The sequence below is a fragment of the Oribacterium sinus genome (assembly GCF_014202695.1).
Taxonomy (GTDB): Bacteria; Bacillota; Clostridia; order Lachnospirales; family Lachnospiraceae; genus Oribacterium; species Oribacterium sinus.
Genome location: NZ_JACHHH010000007.1, coordinates 140,154 through 155,872, shown reverse-complemented (window position 1 = coordinate 155,872; position 15,719 = coordinate 140,154). Strand labels below are relative to the sequence as shown.

The window sequence follows — 15,719 nt, the reverse complement described above, 5'->3', positions numbered from 1 at the left end:
CCTCTGTGATTGAGTTTGATCAATTTAAATCAGAACTTTCCTCCAAGGAAGAGCCCTTACAGCAGTTGGAAGCTGCTCTGGACTTGGATACCAAGAGAAAAAGAATCATAGAGTTGGACCGTATGATGGAGGAACCTGATTTTTGGGGGGATCCGGAGAAGGCCAACAAGCTTTCCACAGAGGCGAGACATTTGAAGGATGAGCTGGAAGGCTTTACTGCGCTAAAAGGCAATTATGAGGATATTGAAGCCCTGATTCAGATGGGAAAAGAGGAAAATGATGATTCCGTAATTCCGGAGATTCGGGAATTACTGGAAAGCTTTTCCGAAAGATTGGATCAGATGAATACCACCCTCCTTTTGTCCGGAGAATATGACAGCATGAACGTTATCCTTCGCTTAAATGCCGGAGCAGGCGGGACGGAGGCCAATGACTGGGCAGGCATTCTCTACCGGATGTATACCCGATGGGCGGAGAGACATGGCTTTACAGTGAAAATCTTGGATTATCTGGATGGAGATGAAGCCGGCATAAAGTCCGTTACTATGGAAGTTGTGGGAGAATATGCCTACGGCTACCTTCGCTCTGAGTCCGGCATCCATCGCTTGGTTCGTATTTCTCCCTTTAATGCCCAGGGAAAGCGGCAGACCTCCTTTGTATCCTGTGACGTTATGCCGGATATCGAGACGGATATCGACATTGATATTCGGGAAGAGGACATTAAGATGGAGGTATTCCGTGCCTCCGGTGCAGGTGGACAGCATATTAACAAGACCTCCTCTGCAGTTCGTTTGATTCATATTCCCACCGGCTTTGTGGCAGCCTGTCAGGAGGAACGTTCTCAGATTCAGAACAAAAACAAGGCCATGCAGATGTTAAAGACTAAGCTTTATCTGAAGGAAAAGGAAGAGCAGGAAGCGAAGCTTGCGGGCATTCGAGGAGAAGTAAAGGATAACGGCTGGGGATCCCAGATTCGTTCTTATGTTTTACAGCCATATCGTATGGTAAAAGACCTGCGTACAGGAGAAGAAAGCGGCAATACGGATGCGGTTTTGGATGGAGATATCGATCGTTTCATTTCCGCTTATCTGAAGTGGATGCAGTTGGGCTGTCCGGATCGAAAGATTGCGGGAAATGACTAAAAATGGGAAAAGTTTCTTAGGAGAAGAAAGGGGCGAATGAGATGAAGATTGCCATCATGGGCTACGGAACCATCGGATCCGGCGTGAAAGAAGTGCTGGATATGAATAGGGCACAGATTGAGAAAAAGGGCGGAGAAAATATTGAAATAAAGTATATTCTGGCCAGAAAAGAGCATATTCCCGGTGTGGAGGATGCCTTAGTCACTACAGATTTTTCCGTCATTGAAAATGATCCGGAAGTGGAGCTGGTGGTGGAATCTATCGGAGGAATTCATCCGGCTTACGAGTATATTAAAAGCTGTCTGGAAAAGGGCAAGCATGTGGTAAGCTCCAACAAGGCGGTGGTGGATGCCTGCGGTTCCAAGCTGATTCGAACTGCTAAGGAGCATAACTGTAACTTCTATTTCGAGGCTTCCGTAGGTGGCGGAATTCCGGTTATTCGTACCCTTTACCATAACTATGCCGGAGAAAATGTGACAGAAATCACCGGTATTTTAAACGGTACCACTAACTTTATCTTAACTAAGATGAGAGAGGAAGGCTCCAGCTTTGAGGACACCTTGAAGGAAGCACAAAGACTGGGCTATGCGGAAAGAGATCCCTCTGCGGATATCGATGGCTTTGATACTTCCAGAAAGACTGCCATCCTCCTTTCCATGACCTCCGGCAATCGTTGCCGCCACGAGGACATTTACACGGAAGGAATCCGTAATGTCAGTGATATTGATATGGCTTACGCCAAGGCCTTAGGATACAGCATTAAGCTTTTGGGTTCCGTACAGACTGTGGAGGACAAGTATTTTGCTTATGTAGCCCCCATGATGGTGGAAGAGCAGGATCCTCTCTATCCGGTAAATGGAGTGTATAACGGGATTCGTATCGTAGGAAATTGCCTGGGAACCACCATGCTTTATGGCATGGGAGCCGGTAAGCTGCCTACTGCCAGTGCGGTAGTTTCCGATATTATTGCGGCAGTGCGTCATAAAAGTAATTTCCAAGGAATCGGCTGGTCCGATAAAATGATTGAAATAGAGCCCATGGGCGGAAATGCTTTCCGTTATTTTCTTCGCGTTGAAGGGACGGAAGAAGGAATTGAGAAGGAGTTAAAGAGCTACTTCGTAGAGGATGGAAAGGTAAAGGTTCATGTTCTTCCCGGACGAAAGGATGAATTTGCCATCATTTCCGATATTCTTTTCGAAGAAGATTTTCTGGCTCGTCTTTCCGCCTTCGAGGATGAAACCGGAAGGAGAGTATTCCATTACCTTCGTGTAAATTCCGGTTCAGAGGAATAAGAAGATATCGTCGGCTAGCCGCAGCAGAAACGAGAGCTTCTTTTTGGGAATATCGCTTGTATGGAACTCGATGACATAGGTCTTGCCTACGCCATTGGGTAAGAATAAAAAGAAACGCTGGCGTCTAAGGCACCAGCGTTTTTTGTGAATAGGAGCAAGGAATGGAGTGGATTAGCAATAGTGAGGAAGAAAGCTATCAGTTGGCCTTTCGCCTGGGACAGAAGGCCCAAAAAGGCGAGATTTATTGCCTGGAGGGAGACCTTGGGGTAGGAAAGACCGTCTTTGCCAAGGGCTTTGCCAAGGGCCTGGGGGTTTCGGAAAATGTAGATTCCCCTACCTTTACCATCGTGAAGGAATATCAGGGGAGAGAAAAGCTCTATCATTTCGACCTCTACCGTATCGTAGATCCGGAGGAACTTTGGGAAATCGGCTTTCAGGACATGCTTTCCGGGGAGGGCATTGCTTTAATGGAATGGGCCAGTCAGGTCAGGGAGGATATTCCTCCGGAAGCCAAATGGATTTATATTGAGAAGGATTTAAGTCAGGGATTTTCCTTTCGGAAAATCCGCATGGAAGACAGCGATAAATAGAAGTAGAGTATGAAAAAAGCGAAGAAAGTTTACGGAAAACGCTTTAACAAGAAATAGGAAATAGAGTAATTTATGAAAGAAAAGGATAGAAAATGATAAGCTTAGCTTTAGATGCTTCCGGACGAGTTTCCGGGGTTTGCCTTTTAAAGGACGGACAGATTTTAGGGGAGATGGATTTACAAATCGGACTCACCCATTCCGAAACCTTACTGCCTCTTTGCATCAGTCTTTTGGAGCATTGCAAGGTATCTTTAGAAGAGGTGGATCAGATTTTCCTGTGCAAGGGTCCGGGCTCCTTTACCGGTCTTAGAATCGGAGCGGCAACAGGAAAGGGACTGGCTTTAGCCGGAAATATTCCCCTCTATGGAATCAGTACCTTGGAAATGCTGCAGGAAAATCTGAGTTTTTTACAAAATCCCATCCATGTGCTTTTGGATGCCAGAAGAGGACAGGTTTATACCGCATCTTATCGCTTGGGGCAGTGCATTTCTCCTGAAAGGGCGGTGAGTATTGAGGCGCTTCTTGACTTTGCAAAAGAACAGGAAGGGCAGCAGATTTTCTTGGGGGACGGCATTTTCCCCTATAGAAAGCAGATTGAAGAGAGTCTGGGAAAGGAACGCTGCCTTTTCCCCAATCCCCAGAACACCCTGCAAAGAGCCGCTTCCCTGGCATTACTGGGGGAAAAGAAAAAGGCGGAAGGCTTGGAAGCAGGGTTTCACTTGGAGTATTTAAGGAAGCCTCAGGCGGAAAGAGAAAAGGAAGCAGGGGCTTTAAAGGATTTTCAGATTGTGCAGGAAGAGGCATACAAAGACTTAGGAAAAACCAGGGATAAGCTGATTGCGAAGAACTACCCGATTCACGAATAAAGTGAGTAATCAAGGAGGAGAAATGTTTTTTCGATACATGGAAGTACGGGATGTGGAAGAGATTTGGGAGATGGATCAGGCTCTTTTTGGCAGTATGGCTTATTCTCGGCAGGATTTCCTCCGTGCTGTAGAGGGAAAATACGATAGAGCCATAGTTTTGGCGGAGGATGAGGAAATCTTGGGCTATGCAATTCTGAGAGTCTTAGGCGTAGAAGGAGAGTTGGAGAGCATTGCCGTGAAGAAGAAGCATCAAGGTAAGGGCTTTGGGAAGCAACTGCTTCGGGAAATTCTCTCTATCGGAGATCGGGAAGCTATTCAGAAAATATTTTTAGAGGTAAGGGAAAGCAATTCCCCTGCCAGGGTAATCTATGAACGAGAGGGATTTCGGGCCTTTTCCAAAAGAAAGGCGTATTACCGAGACCCGGAAGAGGATGCCATCCTCATGGAAAGGACGATACAATAAATTATGTTAGAATTATGTTTACTGGGAACCGGCGGAATGATGCCCCTACCCAAGCGCTGGCTCACCAGCTTAATGTTACGCTGTAACGGGTCCAGTCTCTTGATAGATTGTGGAGAGGGAACCCAGATTGCCATGCGGGAGAAGGGGTGGAGCCCTTATAGCATTGACACCATCTGTTTTACCCACTACCATGCGGACCATATTTCCGGACTTCCCGGAATGCTTCTCAGCATGGGAAATGCGGAGCGAACCAAGCCGGTGACCATGATCGGTCCCAAGGGACTGGCCAGGGTTGTGAATGGGCTGCGGAGCATTGCGCCGGAACTGCCCTTTGCCATCGAATATATAGAAATTCAGGAAGAAGAGCAGAGATTTTCCTGTGAAAGCTTTCAGCTGGAGGCTTTTAAGGTGCAACACAGTATTCCATGCTTTGGGTATAAAATCACTATTCCCAGATCCGGAAAATTTTCCGTAGAGCGGGCAAGGGAGGCGGGAATTCCGGTTTCCTGCTGGAATCGTCTGCAACATGGAGAAGCGGTAGAGTATGAGGGCAGTCTTTTTACCCCGGATATGGTCATGGGAGAGGCAAGACGTGGGATTTCCGTGGTCTATTGTACCGATACCAGACCGATTCCCAGAATAGCCGAAAAGGCGAAGGATGTGGATTTGTTTATCTGTGAAGGAATGTACGGGGAGGAGGATAAACTCTCCAATGCCAAAAAGCATAAGCACATGACTATGGAAGAGGCAGCCATCTTAGGACGGGAAGCTCAGCCCAGAGAAATGTGGCTTACCCACTATTCTCCTTCCGAGGTCTATCCGGAGCAGTATAAGGATAAGTTCAGCCATATTTTTCCGGTGAAATTTGCAAGAGATGCATGGAGCAAGGACATTTCCTTTGAAGAAGAGGAAGAAGGAAAATAAAGCTGAAAACGAAGTAAAGAACAGGATAGGGTAATTCAATGCACAAGAAGATTATAACAATCTGTGTGATGAGATTCTGAATTTAGGAAATATAGAAAGAGTACAGTTTTATGGAAGATGTTTTGATTCTGGGAATCGAAAGCAGCTGTGATGAAACCGCAGCGGCAGTAGTAAAAAACGGAAAGGAAGTACTTTCCAATGTGATATCCTCTCAGGTGGCTCTACATGCGGAGTTTGGCGGAGTGGTGCCTGAGATTGCTTCCCGTAATCATTTGGAAAAGATTGATGAGGTGATTCGTCTGGCAATGGAAGAGGCGGGAAAAAGTTTTTCCGATCTTACGGCGGTGGCGGTAACCTACGGTCCGGGATTGGTAGGTTCCCTTCTGGTGGGAGTTTCCGAAGCCAAGGCTCTGGCCTATGCCATTCAGAAACCCTTGATTCCGGTACATCACATTGAAGGACATATTGCGGCAAATTATCTTGCTCATCAAGATTGTATTCCTCCCTATGTTTGCCTGGTGGCCAGCGGTGGACACAGTCATTTACTGTATGTGGAAGACTACGGAAAAATCAAAATCTATGGAAGAACCAGAGATGATGCGGCGGGAGAAGCCTTCGACAAGATTGCCAGAGCCGTGGGACTGGGATATCCCGGAGGCCCAAAGCTGGAGCAGAGTGCGAAAGAGGGAGACCCCTTTGCTTATCATTTTCCCAAAGCAAAACTGGATACTCCCTACGACTTTAGCTTCTCCGGCGTAAAATCTGCGGTTTTAAATGAGCTAAACCATAAGAAAATGTTGGGAGAAGAAATAAGTGTTGCAGACCTTTGTGCCTCTTTTCAGGAGGGAGTCTGTGAGGACTTGGCAGAAAAATGTCTACAGCTTGCTCTGGATTTAGGGGTATCCAAAATGGCTGTGGCGGGAGGCGTCTCCGCAAACGGCTGTCTTAGAAGGAAGATGGAGGAGAAGGCGAAGGCCCACGGTTTAAGCTTTTACTGCCCAAGCCCTGTGCTATGCACGGACAATGCAGCTATGATTGCAGCAGCAGCCTACTATGATTATCAGGCAGGAAAACGGGGAGAAGCCTCTTTGAATGCTTATCCATCCCTGGCTTTAACGGAAGGCTAGGGAGGGAAGAATGCCAAATCAAAGAGAAATTACCGTCATCCTTCTGATGGCCGGAAAAGGAAGCCGCATGGGATGCAAGGAAAAAAAGCAATTTCTGTCCTTTCAGGGAAAGCCTTTATATTATTCCGCCCTGCAAAAGTTTTGCAGCTGGAACAGGTGCAAAGAAATCCTTTTGATTCTTTCCAAGGAAGATAAAGAAAGGGTGGAAGGAGAGCTTAAGCAATGGAGGGAAGAGCTGGGGCTTCGGCTCTTAGAAGGAGAATCTGCACAGTGTAAAGAGGAGCTCGCTTCTTCATTTTCTCCACTTACACAGGAAGGTATAGCAGTTTCCTTGATTGAGGGGGGAGCAGAGCGCTACTGGTCTGTTTACTCCGCCTTGGAATTTTTGAAAAATAGGGAAGCGAATAGAGAAAAGCATAGAAAAGAGCAGGAGATAGAGCATGGAGAAAGCAAAAATCTTCAAACCGAGCTCTCTCTTTTTATTCATGACGGGGCACGGCCTTGCTTTAGTTTAGACCTATGCGAAAGAATCTATGAAGCTCGAAAGTCCTATGGGGCGGTAATTCCGGGACTTCCGGTGACAGATACCATTAAGCGAGTGGAGAAGGGGATTGTGCAGGAAAGCGTGGATAGAAGCAGTCTTTATAGGATTCAGACTCCTCAAGCCTTTTCCTTTCCCCTACTTTGGGAAGCCTATAAGACTTTCTTAGAGAAGAAAGAGGAGGGGCTATCCATTACGGATGATGCCATGATGGTGGAGGCATTTAGCAAGGAACAGCCCTACTTGGTTTTAGGGGAAGAGAAGAACCAAAAAATTACGGTGCCTGAAGATTTGATTTACCTAAAATTTTTAGAAGAGCATCATAAATAATAACATGAAATCGTTTTAAATCAGACAACAGCGTAAGAAAGGATAAAGCCGGATGATTCAAGACCTGGGACAACATCATTTTCAAAATCAATATCACCCTGAAAAAAAGCCCGGGAAAGAGGACTATTTCCTTTCCTTTTCGGGAAAGTCGGTGTTGGTTAGAAGAGAGTCGGGAAAGAAGGTGGATCCTTCAGATGCTATCATGAGTGGAGACGGTTTAAGCCTAAGATGTCCGGAGGGAGAGGGTTTTTCCTTTTATAAAATCAAAGAGTATTTGTCCTCCTTTCCCAAGGAAAAAGAGGAAGTACAGGAAAATGCCTTATCCCGAAAGGGAGAGCAGCAGGCCATGGGAAATGATTGGAGAAAGTTCTTTACCTATCTTTTTTCTTTGGACGGACAAGACTATTATCTGCTGAAAGATATCGTGGAATTCGGAGAATATCTTTCCTTGGAAGAATTGCGTCGGGAGTTTAAGGGACCAAAGTCACTGCTGTTTTTAGCCAATACAGGGATGCATCTCTTTCATTTTTACCAAAAGCACCGTTATTGTGGCGTCTGCGGTACAAAGATGGAGAAGGATCAAAGAGAACGGGCAATGCGTTGTCCCAACTGTCAGGAGGTCTTCTATCCGAAGATTATGCCGGCGGTTATTGTGGGAATCATTCATAAGGATAAAATCCTTTGCACAAGATATGCTAACAGATTAAGTTATCTGCCCGCCCTTGTGGCAGGCTTTATCGAGATTGGCGAGACTGCGGAAGAAGCGGCGATTCGGGAAGCCATGGAAGAAACCGGTGTTCCCATTAAGGAGCTAAAGTATTATAAATCCCAGCCCTGGGGAATGGCGGACGACTTGCTCCTGGGATATTTTGCAAAAGTGGATGAGGAAAAGACTTCTTTTACGACAACGGGAGAGGTTCAGATTATTCGAGATGAGGAAGAGCTTTCCGAGGCGGTCTGGCTAAGCCGAGATGAGGTGGAGCTCCAGGGAAATGATTTCAGCTTAACCAATGAGATGATGCGGACTTTTAAAGAAGGAAAAGTTTGAATTACACGGAAGGAGAAACGGGTGAAAAAGGTATTGCTAATTGCCACAGGAGGAACGATAGCCTCCAAGCAAACGGAGGAGGGACTAAGTCCGGCTCTTAGTGCAGAGGAAATCATTGCCTTTGTACCGGAGCTGCAGAAAATTGCCGAGCTTTCCATTGTCCAGCTTTGCAATGTGGATTCCACCAATATGCAGCCTAAGATTTGGCGGGAAATGGGGGCTTGTATTCAAAAAAACTATGACCGTTATGACGGATTTGTGGTTTTGCATGGCACGGATACCATGGCTTATACCTCTGCGGCGTTAAGCTATATGGTGCAGTATTCCAGAAAGCCTATTGTCATTACCGGCTCCCAAAAGCCTATCAATCAGGACAGTACCGATGCCAAGATGAATCTTCTGGACAGCGTGCGTTATGCCTGTGATCCGTATTCGGAAAATGTGGTTCTCCTCTTCAATGGCAATGTGATTTCCGGTACCAGAGCGAAGAAAATGATGGCCCGTTCCTTCCATGCCTTCCAAAGTGTGAATTTCCCTACCTTGGCCAGAATGCAGGACGGCAGAATCATTCGATATATCCCCTACCTGCCCCTGAGAGAGGCGGTGGAATTCCATTTGGATTTGGAAGATTCCATCTGTGTTTTAAAGCTGATTCCCGGTACCAGAGCGGAAATGCTTTCCTACCTCTTTGAAAATTATGATTGCATCGTCATGGAAAGCTTCGGCGTAGGCGGTATTCCGGAAAGTATGCAGGAAGTCTTTTATAAGGAAATGGAGAAGTGGCAGAAAAAAGGAAAAATCATTGTCATGGCTACCCAGGTGGTAAACGAAGGCTCCAACATGGAAATCTATCAGGTAGGACAGAAAATCAAAAAAGACTTCCAGCTTTTGGAAGCCTATGATATGACCTTGGAAGCCACCATTACCAAATTAATGTACCTGATGGGCAAATACAAAGGGGACTATCCAAGCCTAAAGAAGGAGTTCTACACCACCATAAACAATGATATTCTCTGTGCCGTACAATAGCAGGAATTGCTTTTTCATGCCTTTTTTTCGCTACGCAAAAAATAAATAGGATGTGAAGCAAAAGATTCTGTAGCCCTTGCTTTCATGCAAAATAGCTTCGATGCAGGGGCAATCTGAGCCCGCGGGCACTTGCGAAAAACGACCGAAAGGAAGTTTTTCGCTTAGTACCCCTGCGTAGGCGAAGTTAGCGAGAGCGTGCCCCCAAGCGAAGCTGTTTTGTCGGAAAGCAAGGTTAAATCCTTACTTCACATCCTATTTTCTTTACTGTATAGGGAGGGCAAGGACAAAACAATTCCTGCCATTCTTCCCGTAGCCATAGATTTTCCCCTTGTGGTTTCCGGCGATTTCTTTGGCGATGGATAGTCCCAAACCGAAGCTTTCGCTTTGGCTTCTAGCCTCATCCAATCTGGTAAAACGGGCAAAAATCTTTTCAAATTCTTCCTTACTTAGGCTTCTTCCGGCGGAATCCACAGAAAGGACGGCCAAATTTTTTTCTCTACATAGTTTCACATAGAGGGTGGAAGGTTTATCCGCGTATTTTCGTCCGTTATCTAAAAAGATTCGTAAAACCTCTTCTACCTGACTTTCTATAGCATGCTTTAAGAGAATATTCTGTTCTAGGTCAACCGCTAATTCCATTCCCTCTTCAAAAAACAGAGCTTCCATTTGCAGACAGATTTCAGCCACTCTTCGGGAATAATCCATTTCTCCGTAGGTAAATATCTGTTGCTCCAAGCGGGAAAGCTGTAAAAGCTTTTCCACCAATTCCTGCATTTTCTTACTCATCACAGCGATGTTCTGAACAAAATCACCGGTTTCCGGAGCTAAATTCTGGTCTTCCAGAAGGGAAAGATTAGCGGCGATAACAGCCAATGGCGTTTTTAATTCATGACCGGCATCGGAAATAAACTGCTTTTGCTTTTCCATGGCTTGAACACTGGGACGGATGGCCCAGGTGGAAAAGAAATAATCCAGAGGAAGGAAAAGCAGAATCAGTACCAAAACTAAGAGCGCAGTGGAAAAGGCTTGTTTATTCAGTATGCTTAGTTCTCTTTGATAATCTCCTAAAATCAAGGTTTTTTGCCCTTCTTCTCTAAGAAGGTAATGAAGCTTATAACCATAGACTGTACCGGAGCTTTTTCTTTTACTCAGAATCTTCTTTACGATAGTATTTAACACTTCGGAACTTTCATCGGTGTAGATTTCTTCGTTGTTGTTCCCAGCAGTTTTTGAAAAACTCGTTTCTACAGTTGTTTCCGAAGGGGCATCCTTTTGTTTGCTCTTCTTATTCATCGGAGGAGAACCCGAATCCTGCCCTTCCGGACCATTTTCGGAGAGGGGAGAATCAAAGGCGGAATAGTCCCAGGCCGGGGAACTTTGCTGACTGATGATTTCGTTATCCTCTCCAATTTCCAGGATGACGTAGGAAAAGGAACGGCTGGGGAGAGACTCATGACCGTTTCTAAAGCCCGGGAATATCAGCTGTTCCAGCTCCATATTCATTTGCTCCTCCAACGTTTTTTTACTGTAGTTAAAGTTGGTGAAGGACAATATCAACAACATTACAGCAAAGAGCAAAAAGAGGAGGACCATAATACGAATTTTCTGTTTTTTCATGGGCTTCCTTTCATCCTTTCATGATTCGCGTTTTTTTCCAAAAATCTGACAAGTCTTTTTTACTCCTTCTTGCTTTCTTCCTGCTCCGCCAGAAAATATCCCAGACCTCTACGGCTTTGGATGCTTACAGTACTTTCCAAAAGTCGAAGCTTTTTCCGAAGAAATCCCACATAAACCTCCACATGGTTTTCCACCGCGTCACTGTCATAGCCCCAGACTTTTTGGAGAATCTGCTCCTTACTTAGAATTTGATTTTTTCCTTGTAAAAGCATACGCATCAGTTCAAATTCCTTTTTGGACAGCTTCAGACTATGAGCTCCGGAAGAAAGATCTTTACTATCCAGTTCCAGGCTTAAATCTCCGAAGCTTAAGCTGTTTACTTCCTGCCCCTGTCTTCGCAATAAGGCGGAGATGCAGGCCAAGAGCTCTCTTTTGTCAAAGGGCTTGGTGAGATAGTAGTCAGCACCCCCCTCCAAGCCTTCGATACGATCCTCCAGCTGACTTTTGGCGGTAAGCATCAGAATAGGCAGACCATTTTTTTCTTTACGCAGCTGTCTGGCTACCTGATAACCGTTCAGCTTGGGCATCATCACATCCAAAATCATTAAATCGTAAATGGCGGTTTTGGCATACTCCAAAGCCTCTTCCCCGTCATACGCCGTGTCCACTTCATACTCCGCCCGCTCCAAAATCATTTTAATGCTCTTGGATAGAATTTTCTCGTCTTCTACTAATAAAATTCGCATAGGAGTCTCCTTTTTTTCGTTTTTCCTAGTATAATACAGGAAATATTGAAAAAAGCCAAAATATTTATCCTTTTAAAGCTTTACAAGCGATAAAAAAAATCTTAAAATAGGCAGGAACAAATGGTATTTTTGATAAAGGACGATTATGGAAGCGAAAAAGAAAAGTAGAATTTATGTAGAGATGCTGGGTGGCTTTTCTCTTTACATTGGAGATAAGCAATTAGACTTAGGAAATAACAATAAAGCCAATTTCCTAAAGCTCACCGAAATTGTCCTCTTAAGAGGGCTGGGGGGCATTTCCAAAAGAGATTTGATTGATGGAATATTCGGTCATAAGTCCCTTTTGGATGAAAATAACAGCTTGAATAACCTGCTCCACCAGGCGAGAACCCAGTTGAAGAAGGCGGGGATGCCCGGAAAGAAGATTATTGACGGAAAAAGAGGAATCTATGCTCCGGAGTATCTTCCTGAGTATGATTACGTCATGGATGTGCAGGAATTCGAAGACATTTGCTTAAAGGCGAAGAACAGTAAGGAAGAGAGTAAGAAGTTGTCTTACTATCAGAAGGCTTTTAAGATATACAAGGGTGAATTGTTGCCGGAGTTTGCTACGGATTACTGGGTAATCTTGGAGAGCGTTCGCCTAAAGCGCCTTTATGATGAAGTGATTGAATTCTTAGGGGCTTATTACCGTGAGCATCAGGAATACGAAGAGCTTTTCATGATGTACGATCAGGCCAATAAAATCTATCCGGACAACGGATGGCAGATCGAGATGATTGATGCTCTGATTCTGAAGAAGGATTATAAGACCGCATACGATTTATACATGAAGTGCGCTCACTACTATCAGGACGAGTTGGAAGTACCCATTCCCGATGCTTTACGGGCTTGCTACGAAAGACTTTCCGACAATGTTCGTGTAGTAACCGACGATATCCGTCAGATTCAGGCCAATATTGTTCGTAAGGACGAGAAGCTGAAGAGCGAGATGGGAACCAGGAAGATTGGCGCTTACCTTTGCCCCTTCACCAGCTTTATTGACGTTTATCATGTACTTAGACGAAATTTGGAAAGAAGAGGCTCTTCCATCTTTATGATGCTTTGCACCTTGGTGGATTATGAAGGAAAGCCCATCCAGAATCAGGATAAGCTGAACACCCGTGCTGAGATTTTACAGCAGTCCTTATCCGAAGGCTTAAGAAAGGGAGACGTTTACACCAAGTATTCTTCCTCCCAGTACCTGATTCTTCTGATCGGAACCAAGAGAGAAGACTGTGCCATCATTTACCAGAGAATCTCCAGAAGATTAAAGGAGCTGGCAGGCTCTCGTGCAGAGTTCCGTTATCGTATCGTATCTCTTGCAGAGATTCCCGGAATCTTGGAGAGAAACGGTGCAATGGATGAGATTTAGAAGAAGTGCTTGACAGGAAAATGAAGCTTTGCTATGATATTCCTTGCGTTTCGCAAGCGTGCGTAGCTCAGCTGGATAGAGCGTCTGGCTACGGACCAGAAGGTCGTGGGTTCGAATCCTGTCGCACGCAGAAAAAGACGATGAATTTCTTCATCGTCTTTTTTTAATTCTTAACGAGTATCGCTCACGTAGTGTGCGGTATCTCGTTTTTACTCGGACAATGCTCCAGCTTCCCTTTGGAATTGCATTGCAGTAAATCCTCCAAGCTATAGCGGTTCACTACGGCATAAATGGCTTCGTCGATTTCCTTATATAAGGGGAAGGTGGGACAGCTGGCAGACCTTTCGCAATTACTTCCCTCCTTCACACAATCCACAGGGGAGAGGGTTCCCTCTGCAGCATCTAAAATATCTCCCACAGAAATATCCTTTGCTTCCTTTAAAAGAAGATATCCCCCCTTGGCTCCCCGGACACTTTTTAAAAAGCCTCCCTTCACCATCAGGGCTATAATCTGCTCTAAATATTTTACGGAAATTCCCTGCCGTTCCGCTACTTCCTTGATGGAAACAGGATTTCCCTTTTTTTCCTGTTCAGCAATATCTATCAGTGTACTTAAGGCGTAACGGCCTTTGGTTGAAATCATCATATTTTTTCCTCCATGGCTTTTTTATATCCTAGCATAGTACTGGGAGTTTTGACAAGTTTATTAAAAAAAGCAATGTTCAAGAATGTGCTTTTCGGGTAAAATGGCATTAATGATTCAATAAGAAGGAGAGCCTATGTCTAAAATTGATTTCGCCATAACTGAAGAAGGAAAAAGAATTTCTATTCTTTCCGATAAAATTAATCGTCACGGATTTATAGCCGGTGCAACGGGAACAGGTAAGACGGTAAGCCTAAAAGTTTTAGCGGAAAAGTTTTCTTCCCTGGGAATTCCGGTTTTTGTCTCGGATGTAAAGGGAGATTTATCCGGTTTACTAAAGCCGGGAGAAGCTTCCGAAGGAATTGAAAAGAGAAGAGAAGAATGCAAGCTTACAGAAGAGGAATTCCGTTATCAGGGCTTCCCTGTGGAGCTTTTTGCTCTTTCGAAGGAGGAAGGGATTCCCTTGCGTTGCACGATTTCGGAGATGGGACCATTGCTCTTAAGCCGAGTACTGAATTGTACGGATGTGCAGAGCGATATTTTGCGCGTGGTCTTTAGGATTGCGGACGAAGAAGGGCTTTTACTGATTGATACCAAGGATCTACGTTCCGTATTGCAGTATGTGGCGGAAAACAGCAAGGAATACAGTGCTTCCTTTGGGAATTTGCCTACTCAAAGCTTAAATGCCTTAATCCGTTCCGTAGTAGCCATGGAAGAGGCGGGAGGAAAGGAATTTTTTGGAGAGCCTGCCTTGGATGTAAAGGATTTCTTCCGGCAAAATGAGAAGGGGCAGGGGATTATTCATCTTTTTAATGCTAAGAAAATTATGGGAGAGCCGAAGCTGTATTCCACCTTCCTGCTTTACCTTTTATCGGAGCTTTATGAACTGCTTCCGGAGGTTGGGGATTTGGAGAAGCCCCGCTTTGTCTTTTTCTTTGATGAAGCCCATCTTCTCTTTGATGATGCACCTAAGGCCTTATTGGATAAATTAAATCAAATCACTCGTTTGATTCGAAGCAAGGGGGTAGGAATTTATTACATTACCCAAAGTCCTTCGGATATCCCGGACGCCATCTTGGCTCAGTGCGGAAATAAGATTCAGCATGGCTTAAGAGCCTATACTCCGGCAGAACGTAAGAAAATTCGTGCGGCAGCAGACAGCTTCCGAGAGAATCCGGCATTTTCCTCCGAAGAGGTACTGGAGAATCTGGGGACAGGAGAGGCTTTGATTTCCTGCTTAGAGGAAGATGGAAGCCCTGCTATAGTGGAAAAGGCTAAGATTTTCCCGCCCCAGTCTTATCTGGGAGAGGCAAGCCCTGAGGAGCAGGATAAGGCCGTTAAAGCCTCCACCTTGTATATTCGTTACGGAGAGGCTGTGGACCGGGATTCTGCTTATGAATTCCTGCACAGAAAGGGAAAGGAAGAGCAGGAGCGTTTCCAAAAGGAATTAGAAGAAAAAGAAGCAGAGAAAAATCGTCTTCTTCAGGAAAAGGCGGAGGAAAAGGAAAGAGCCAAGCAGGAGAAAGAAGAAGAAAAAGCCCAAAGGCTTAAGGAAAAGGAAGAAGAAAAGGAACGCCTTCGTCAGGAACGGGAAACGGAAAAAGAAAGATCCAAGCAAAAGACCGTAATGAAATCAGTGGGACGCTCCGTTTCCGGTTCCATCGGCCGAGAAATCGGCTCCGGCATCGGAAAATCCGTCTTTGGAAAAGGCTTGGGAAGACGATTGGGAGGAAATATCGGTGCTGCCTTTGGAAGAGGCATCCTGGAAACCCTCTTTGGGAAATAAGGAGGGATGTAAAAAATTAGCTATTTTTATGCAGTATAGGTCCGGAACAGGGGCACGCTCTCGCTAACTTCGCCTCGTAGGGGTACTAAGCAAAAAACGCATTTCATTTGTTTTTTGCAAGTACCCACGGGCTCAGATTACCCCTTATTCCGGACCTATAT

At 45.1% G+C, this 15,719-nt stretch carries 15 protein-coding genes and 1 tRNA gene; 13 read left to right on the top strand and 3 right to left on the bottom strand.

The features are described 5' to 3' along the window. The first annotated feature begins 5 nt into the window (after nucleotides 1-5). From prfB to HNQ46_RS07755, 10 genes are all read left to right on the top strand, one after another. Nucleotides 6-1,142 (top strand): peptide chain release factor 2, encoded by a 1,137-nt coding sequence (gene prfB, locus HNQ46_RS07800; RefSeq protein WP_183684186.1) that lies wholly within the window; start codon nucleotides 6-8, stop codon nucleotides 1,140-1,142. Between the two features lie 41 nt (nucleotides 1,143-1,183). Then, nucleotides 1,184-2,434, top strand: coding sequence for a homoserine dehydrogenase (locus HNQ46_RS07795; protein ID WP_183684185.1), 1,251 nt, complete (start codon nucleotides 1,184-1,186; stop codon nucleotides 2,432-2,434). 161 nt (nucleotides 2,435-2,595) lie between these two features. Continuing rightward, the gene (gene tsaE, locus HNQ46_RS07790) at nucleotides 2,596-3,024 is read left to right on the top strand and encodes a tRNA (adenosine(37)-N6)-threonylcarbamoyltransferase complex ATPase subunit type 1 TsaE (protein WP_183684184.1); all 429 of its coding nucleotides are present in this window, start codon (nucleotides 2,596-2,598) and stop codon (nucleotides 3,022-3,024) included. A gap of 92 nt (nucleotides 3,025-3,116) precedes the next feature. Continuing rightward, entirely contained in the window at nucleotides 3,117-3,890 is a 774-nt protein-coding gene (gene tsaB, locus HNQ46_RS07785; protein WP_183684183.1) for a tRNA (adenosine(37)-N6)-threonylcarbamoyltransferase complex dimerization subunit type 1 TsaB, read from the top strand. 22 nt (nucleotides 3,891-3,912) lie between these two features. Then, complete coding sequence (rimI, locus tag HNQ46_RS07780) at nucleotides 3,913-4,353, top strand: ribosomal protein S18-alanine N-acetyltransferase (protein ID WP_183684182.1); 441 nt, start codon at nucleotides 3,913-3,915, stop codon at nucleotides 4,351-4,353. A 3-nt stretch (nucleotides 4,354-4,356) separates the two neighbouring features. Further along, nucleotides 4,357-5,277: a ribonuclease Z gene (locus HNQ46_RS07775; protein ID WP_183684181.1), complete on the top strand. Its 921-nt coding sequence runs from the start codon at nucleotides 4,357-4,359 to the stop codon at nucleotides 5,275-5,277. Nucleotides 5,278-5,387: 110 nt separating this feature from the next. Beyond that, on the top strand, nucleotides 5,388-6,404 hold the full coding sequence (gene tsaD, locus HNQ46_RS07770) for a tRNA (adenosine(37)-N6)-threonylcarbamoyltransferase complex transferase subunit TsaD (protein WP_183684180.1): 1,017 nt from the start codon (nucleotides 5,388-5,390) through the stop codon (nucleotides 6,402-6,404). 10 nt (nucleotides 6,405-6,414) lie between these two features. Further along, nucleotides 6,415-7,275, top strand: a complete 861-nt coding sequence (locus HNQ46_RS07765; protein ID WP_183684179.1) for an IspD/TarI family cytidylyltransferase — start codon at nucleotides 6,415-6,417, stop codon at nucleotides 7,273-7,275. Between the two features lie 52 nt (nucleotides 7,276-7,327). Continuing rightward, complete coding sequence (locus HNQ46_RS07760; protein WP_183684178.1) at nucleotides 7,328-8,323, top strand: NAD(+) diphosphatase; 996 nt, start codon at nucleotides 7,328-7,330, stop codon at nucleotides 8,321-8,323. 21 nt (nucleotides 8,324-8,344) lie between these two features. Then, nucleotides 8,345-9,352, top strand: coding sequence for an asparaginase (locus HNQ46_RS07755; protein WP_183684177.1), 1,008 nt, complete (start codon nucleotides 8,345-8,347; stop codon nucleotides 9,350-9,352). Nucleotides 9,353-9,613: 261 nt separating this feature from the next. Here the strand turns inward: HNQ46_RS07755 and HNQ46_RS07750 are convergent, their stop codons facing one another. Continuing rightward, nucleotides 9,614-10,969 carry a sensor histidine kinase gene (locus HNQ46_RS07750; RefSeq protein ID WP_183684176.1) on the bottom strand — a complete coding sequence of 452 codons (1,356 nt, stop codon included), beginning with the start codon at nucleotides 10,967-10,969 and terminating at the stop codon, nucleotides 9,614-9,616. A 59-nt stretch (nucleotides 10,970-11,028) separates the two neighbouring features. Further along, complete coding sequence (locus HNQ46_RS07745; RefSeq protein WP_183684175.1) at nucleotides 11,029-11,715, bottom strand: response regulator transcription factor; 687 nt, start codon at nucleotides 11,713-11,715, stop codon at nucleotides 11,029-11,031. A gap of 145 nt (nucleotides 11,716-11,860) precedes the next feature. Here HNQ46_RS07745 and HNQ46_RS07740 point away from each other — a divergent pair, with 145 nt between their 5' ends. Next, nucleotides 11,861-13,129 (top strand): bacterial transcriptional activator domain-containing protein, encoded by a 1,269-nt coding sequence (locus HNQ46_RS07740; protein ID WP_183684174.1) that lies wholly within the window; start codon nucleotides 11,861-11,863, stop codon nucleotides 13,127-13,129. Between the two features lie 56 nt (nucleotides 13,130-13,185). Further along, nucleotides 13,186-13,259 (top strand) — tRNA-Arg (locus tag HNQ46_RS07735). A gap of 54 nt (nucleotides 13,260-13,313) precedes the next feature. Here HNQ46_RS07735 and HNQ46_RS07730 read toward each other — a convergent pair. Beyond that, complete coding sequence (locus HNQ46_RS07730; RefSeq protein WP_183684173.1) at nucleotides 13,314-13,775, bottom strand: RrF2 family transcriptional regulator; 462 nt, start codon at nucleotides 13,773-13,775, stop codon at nucleotides 13,314-13,316. A 133-nt stretch (nucleotides 13,776-13,908) separates the two neighbouring features. On the opposite strand from HNQ46_RS07730, the gene HNQ46_RS07725 reads away from it, so the two are divergent. Continuing rightward, nucleotides 13,909-15,558 carry a helicase HerA-like domain-containing protein gene (locus tag HNQ46_RS07725; protein ID WP_183684172.1) on the top strand — a complete coding sequence of 550 codons (1,650 nt, stop codon included), beginning with the start codon at nucleotides 13,909-13,911 and terminating at the stop codon, nucleotides 15,556-15,558. The last annotated feature ends 161 nt before the right edge of the window (nucleotides 15,559-15,719 follow it).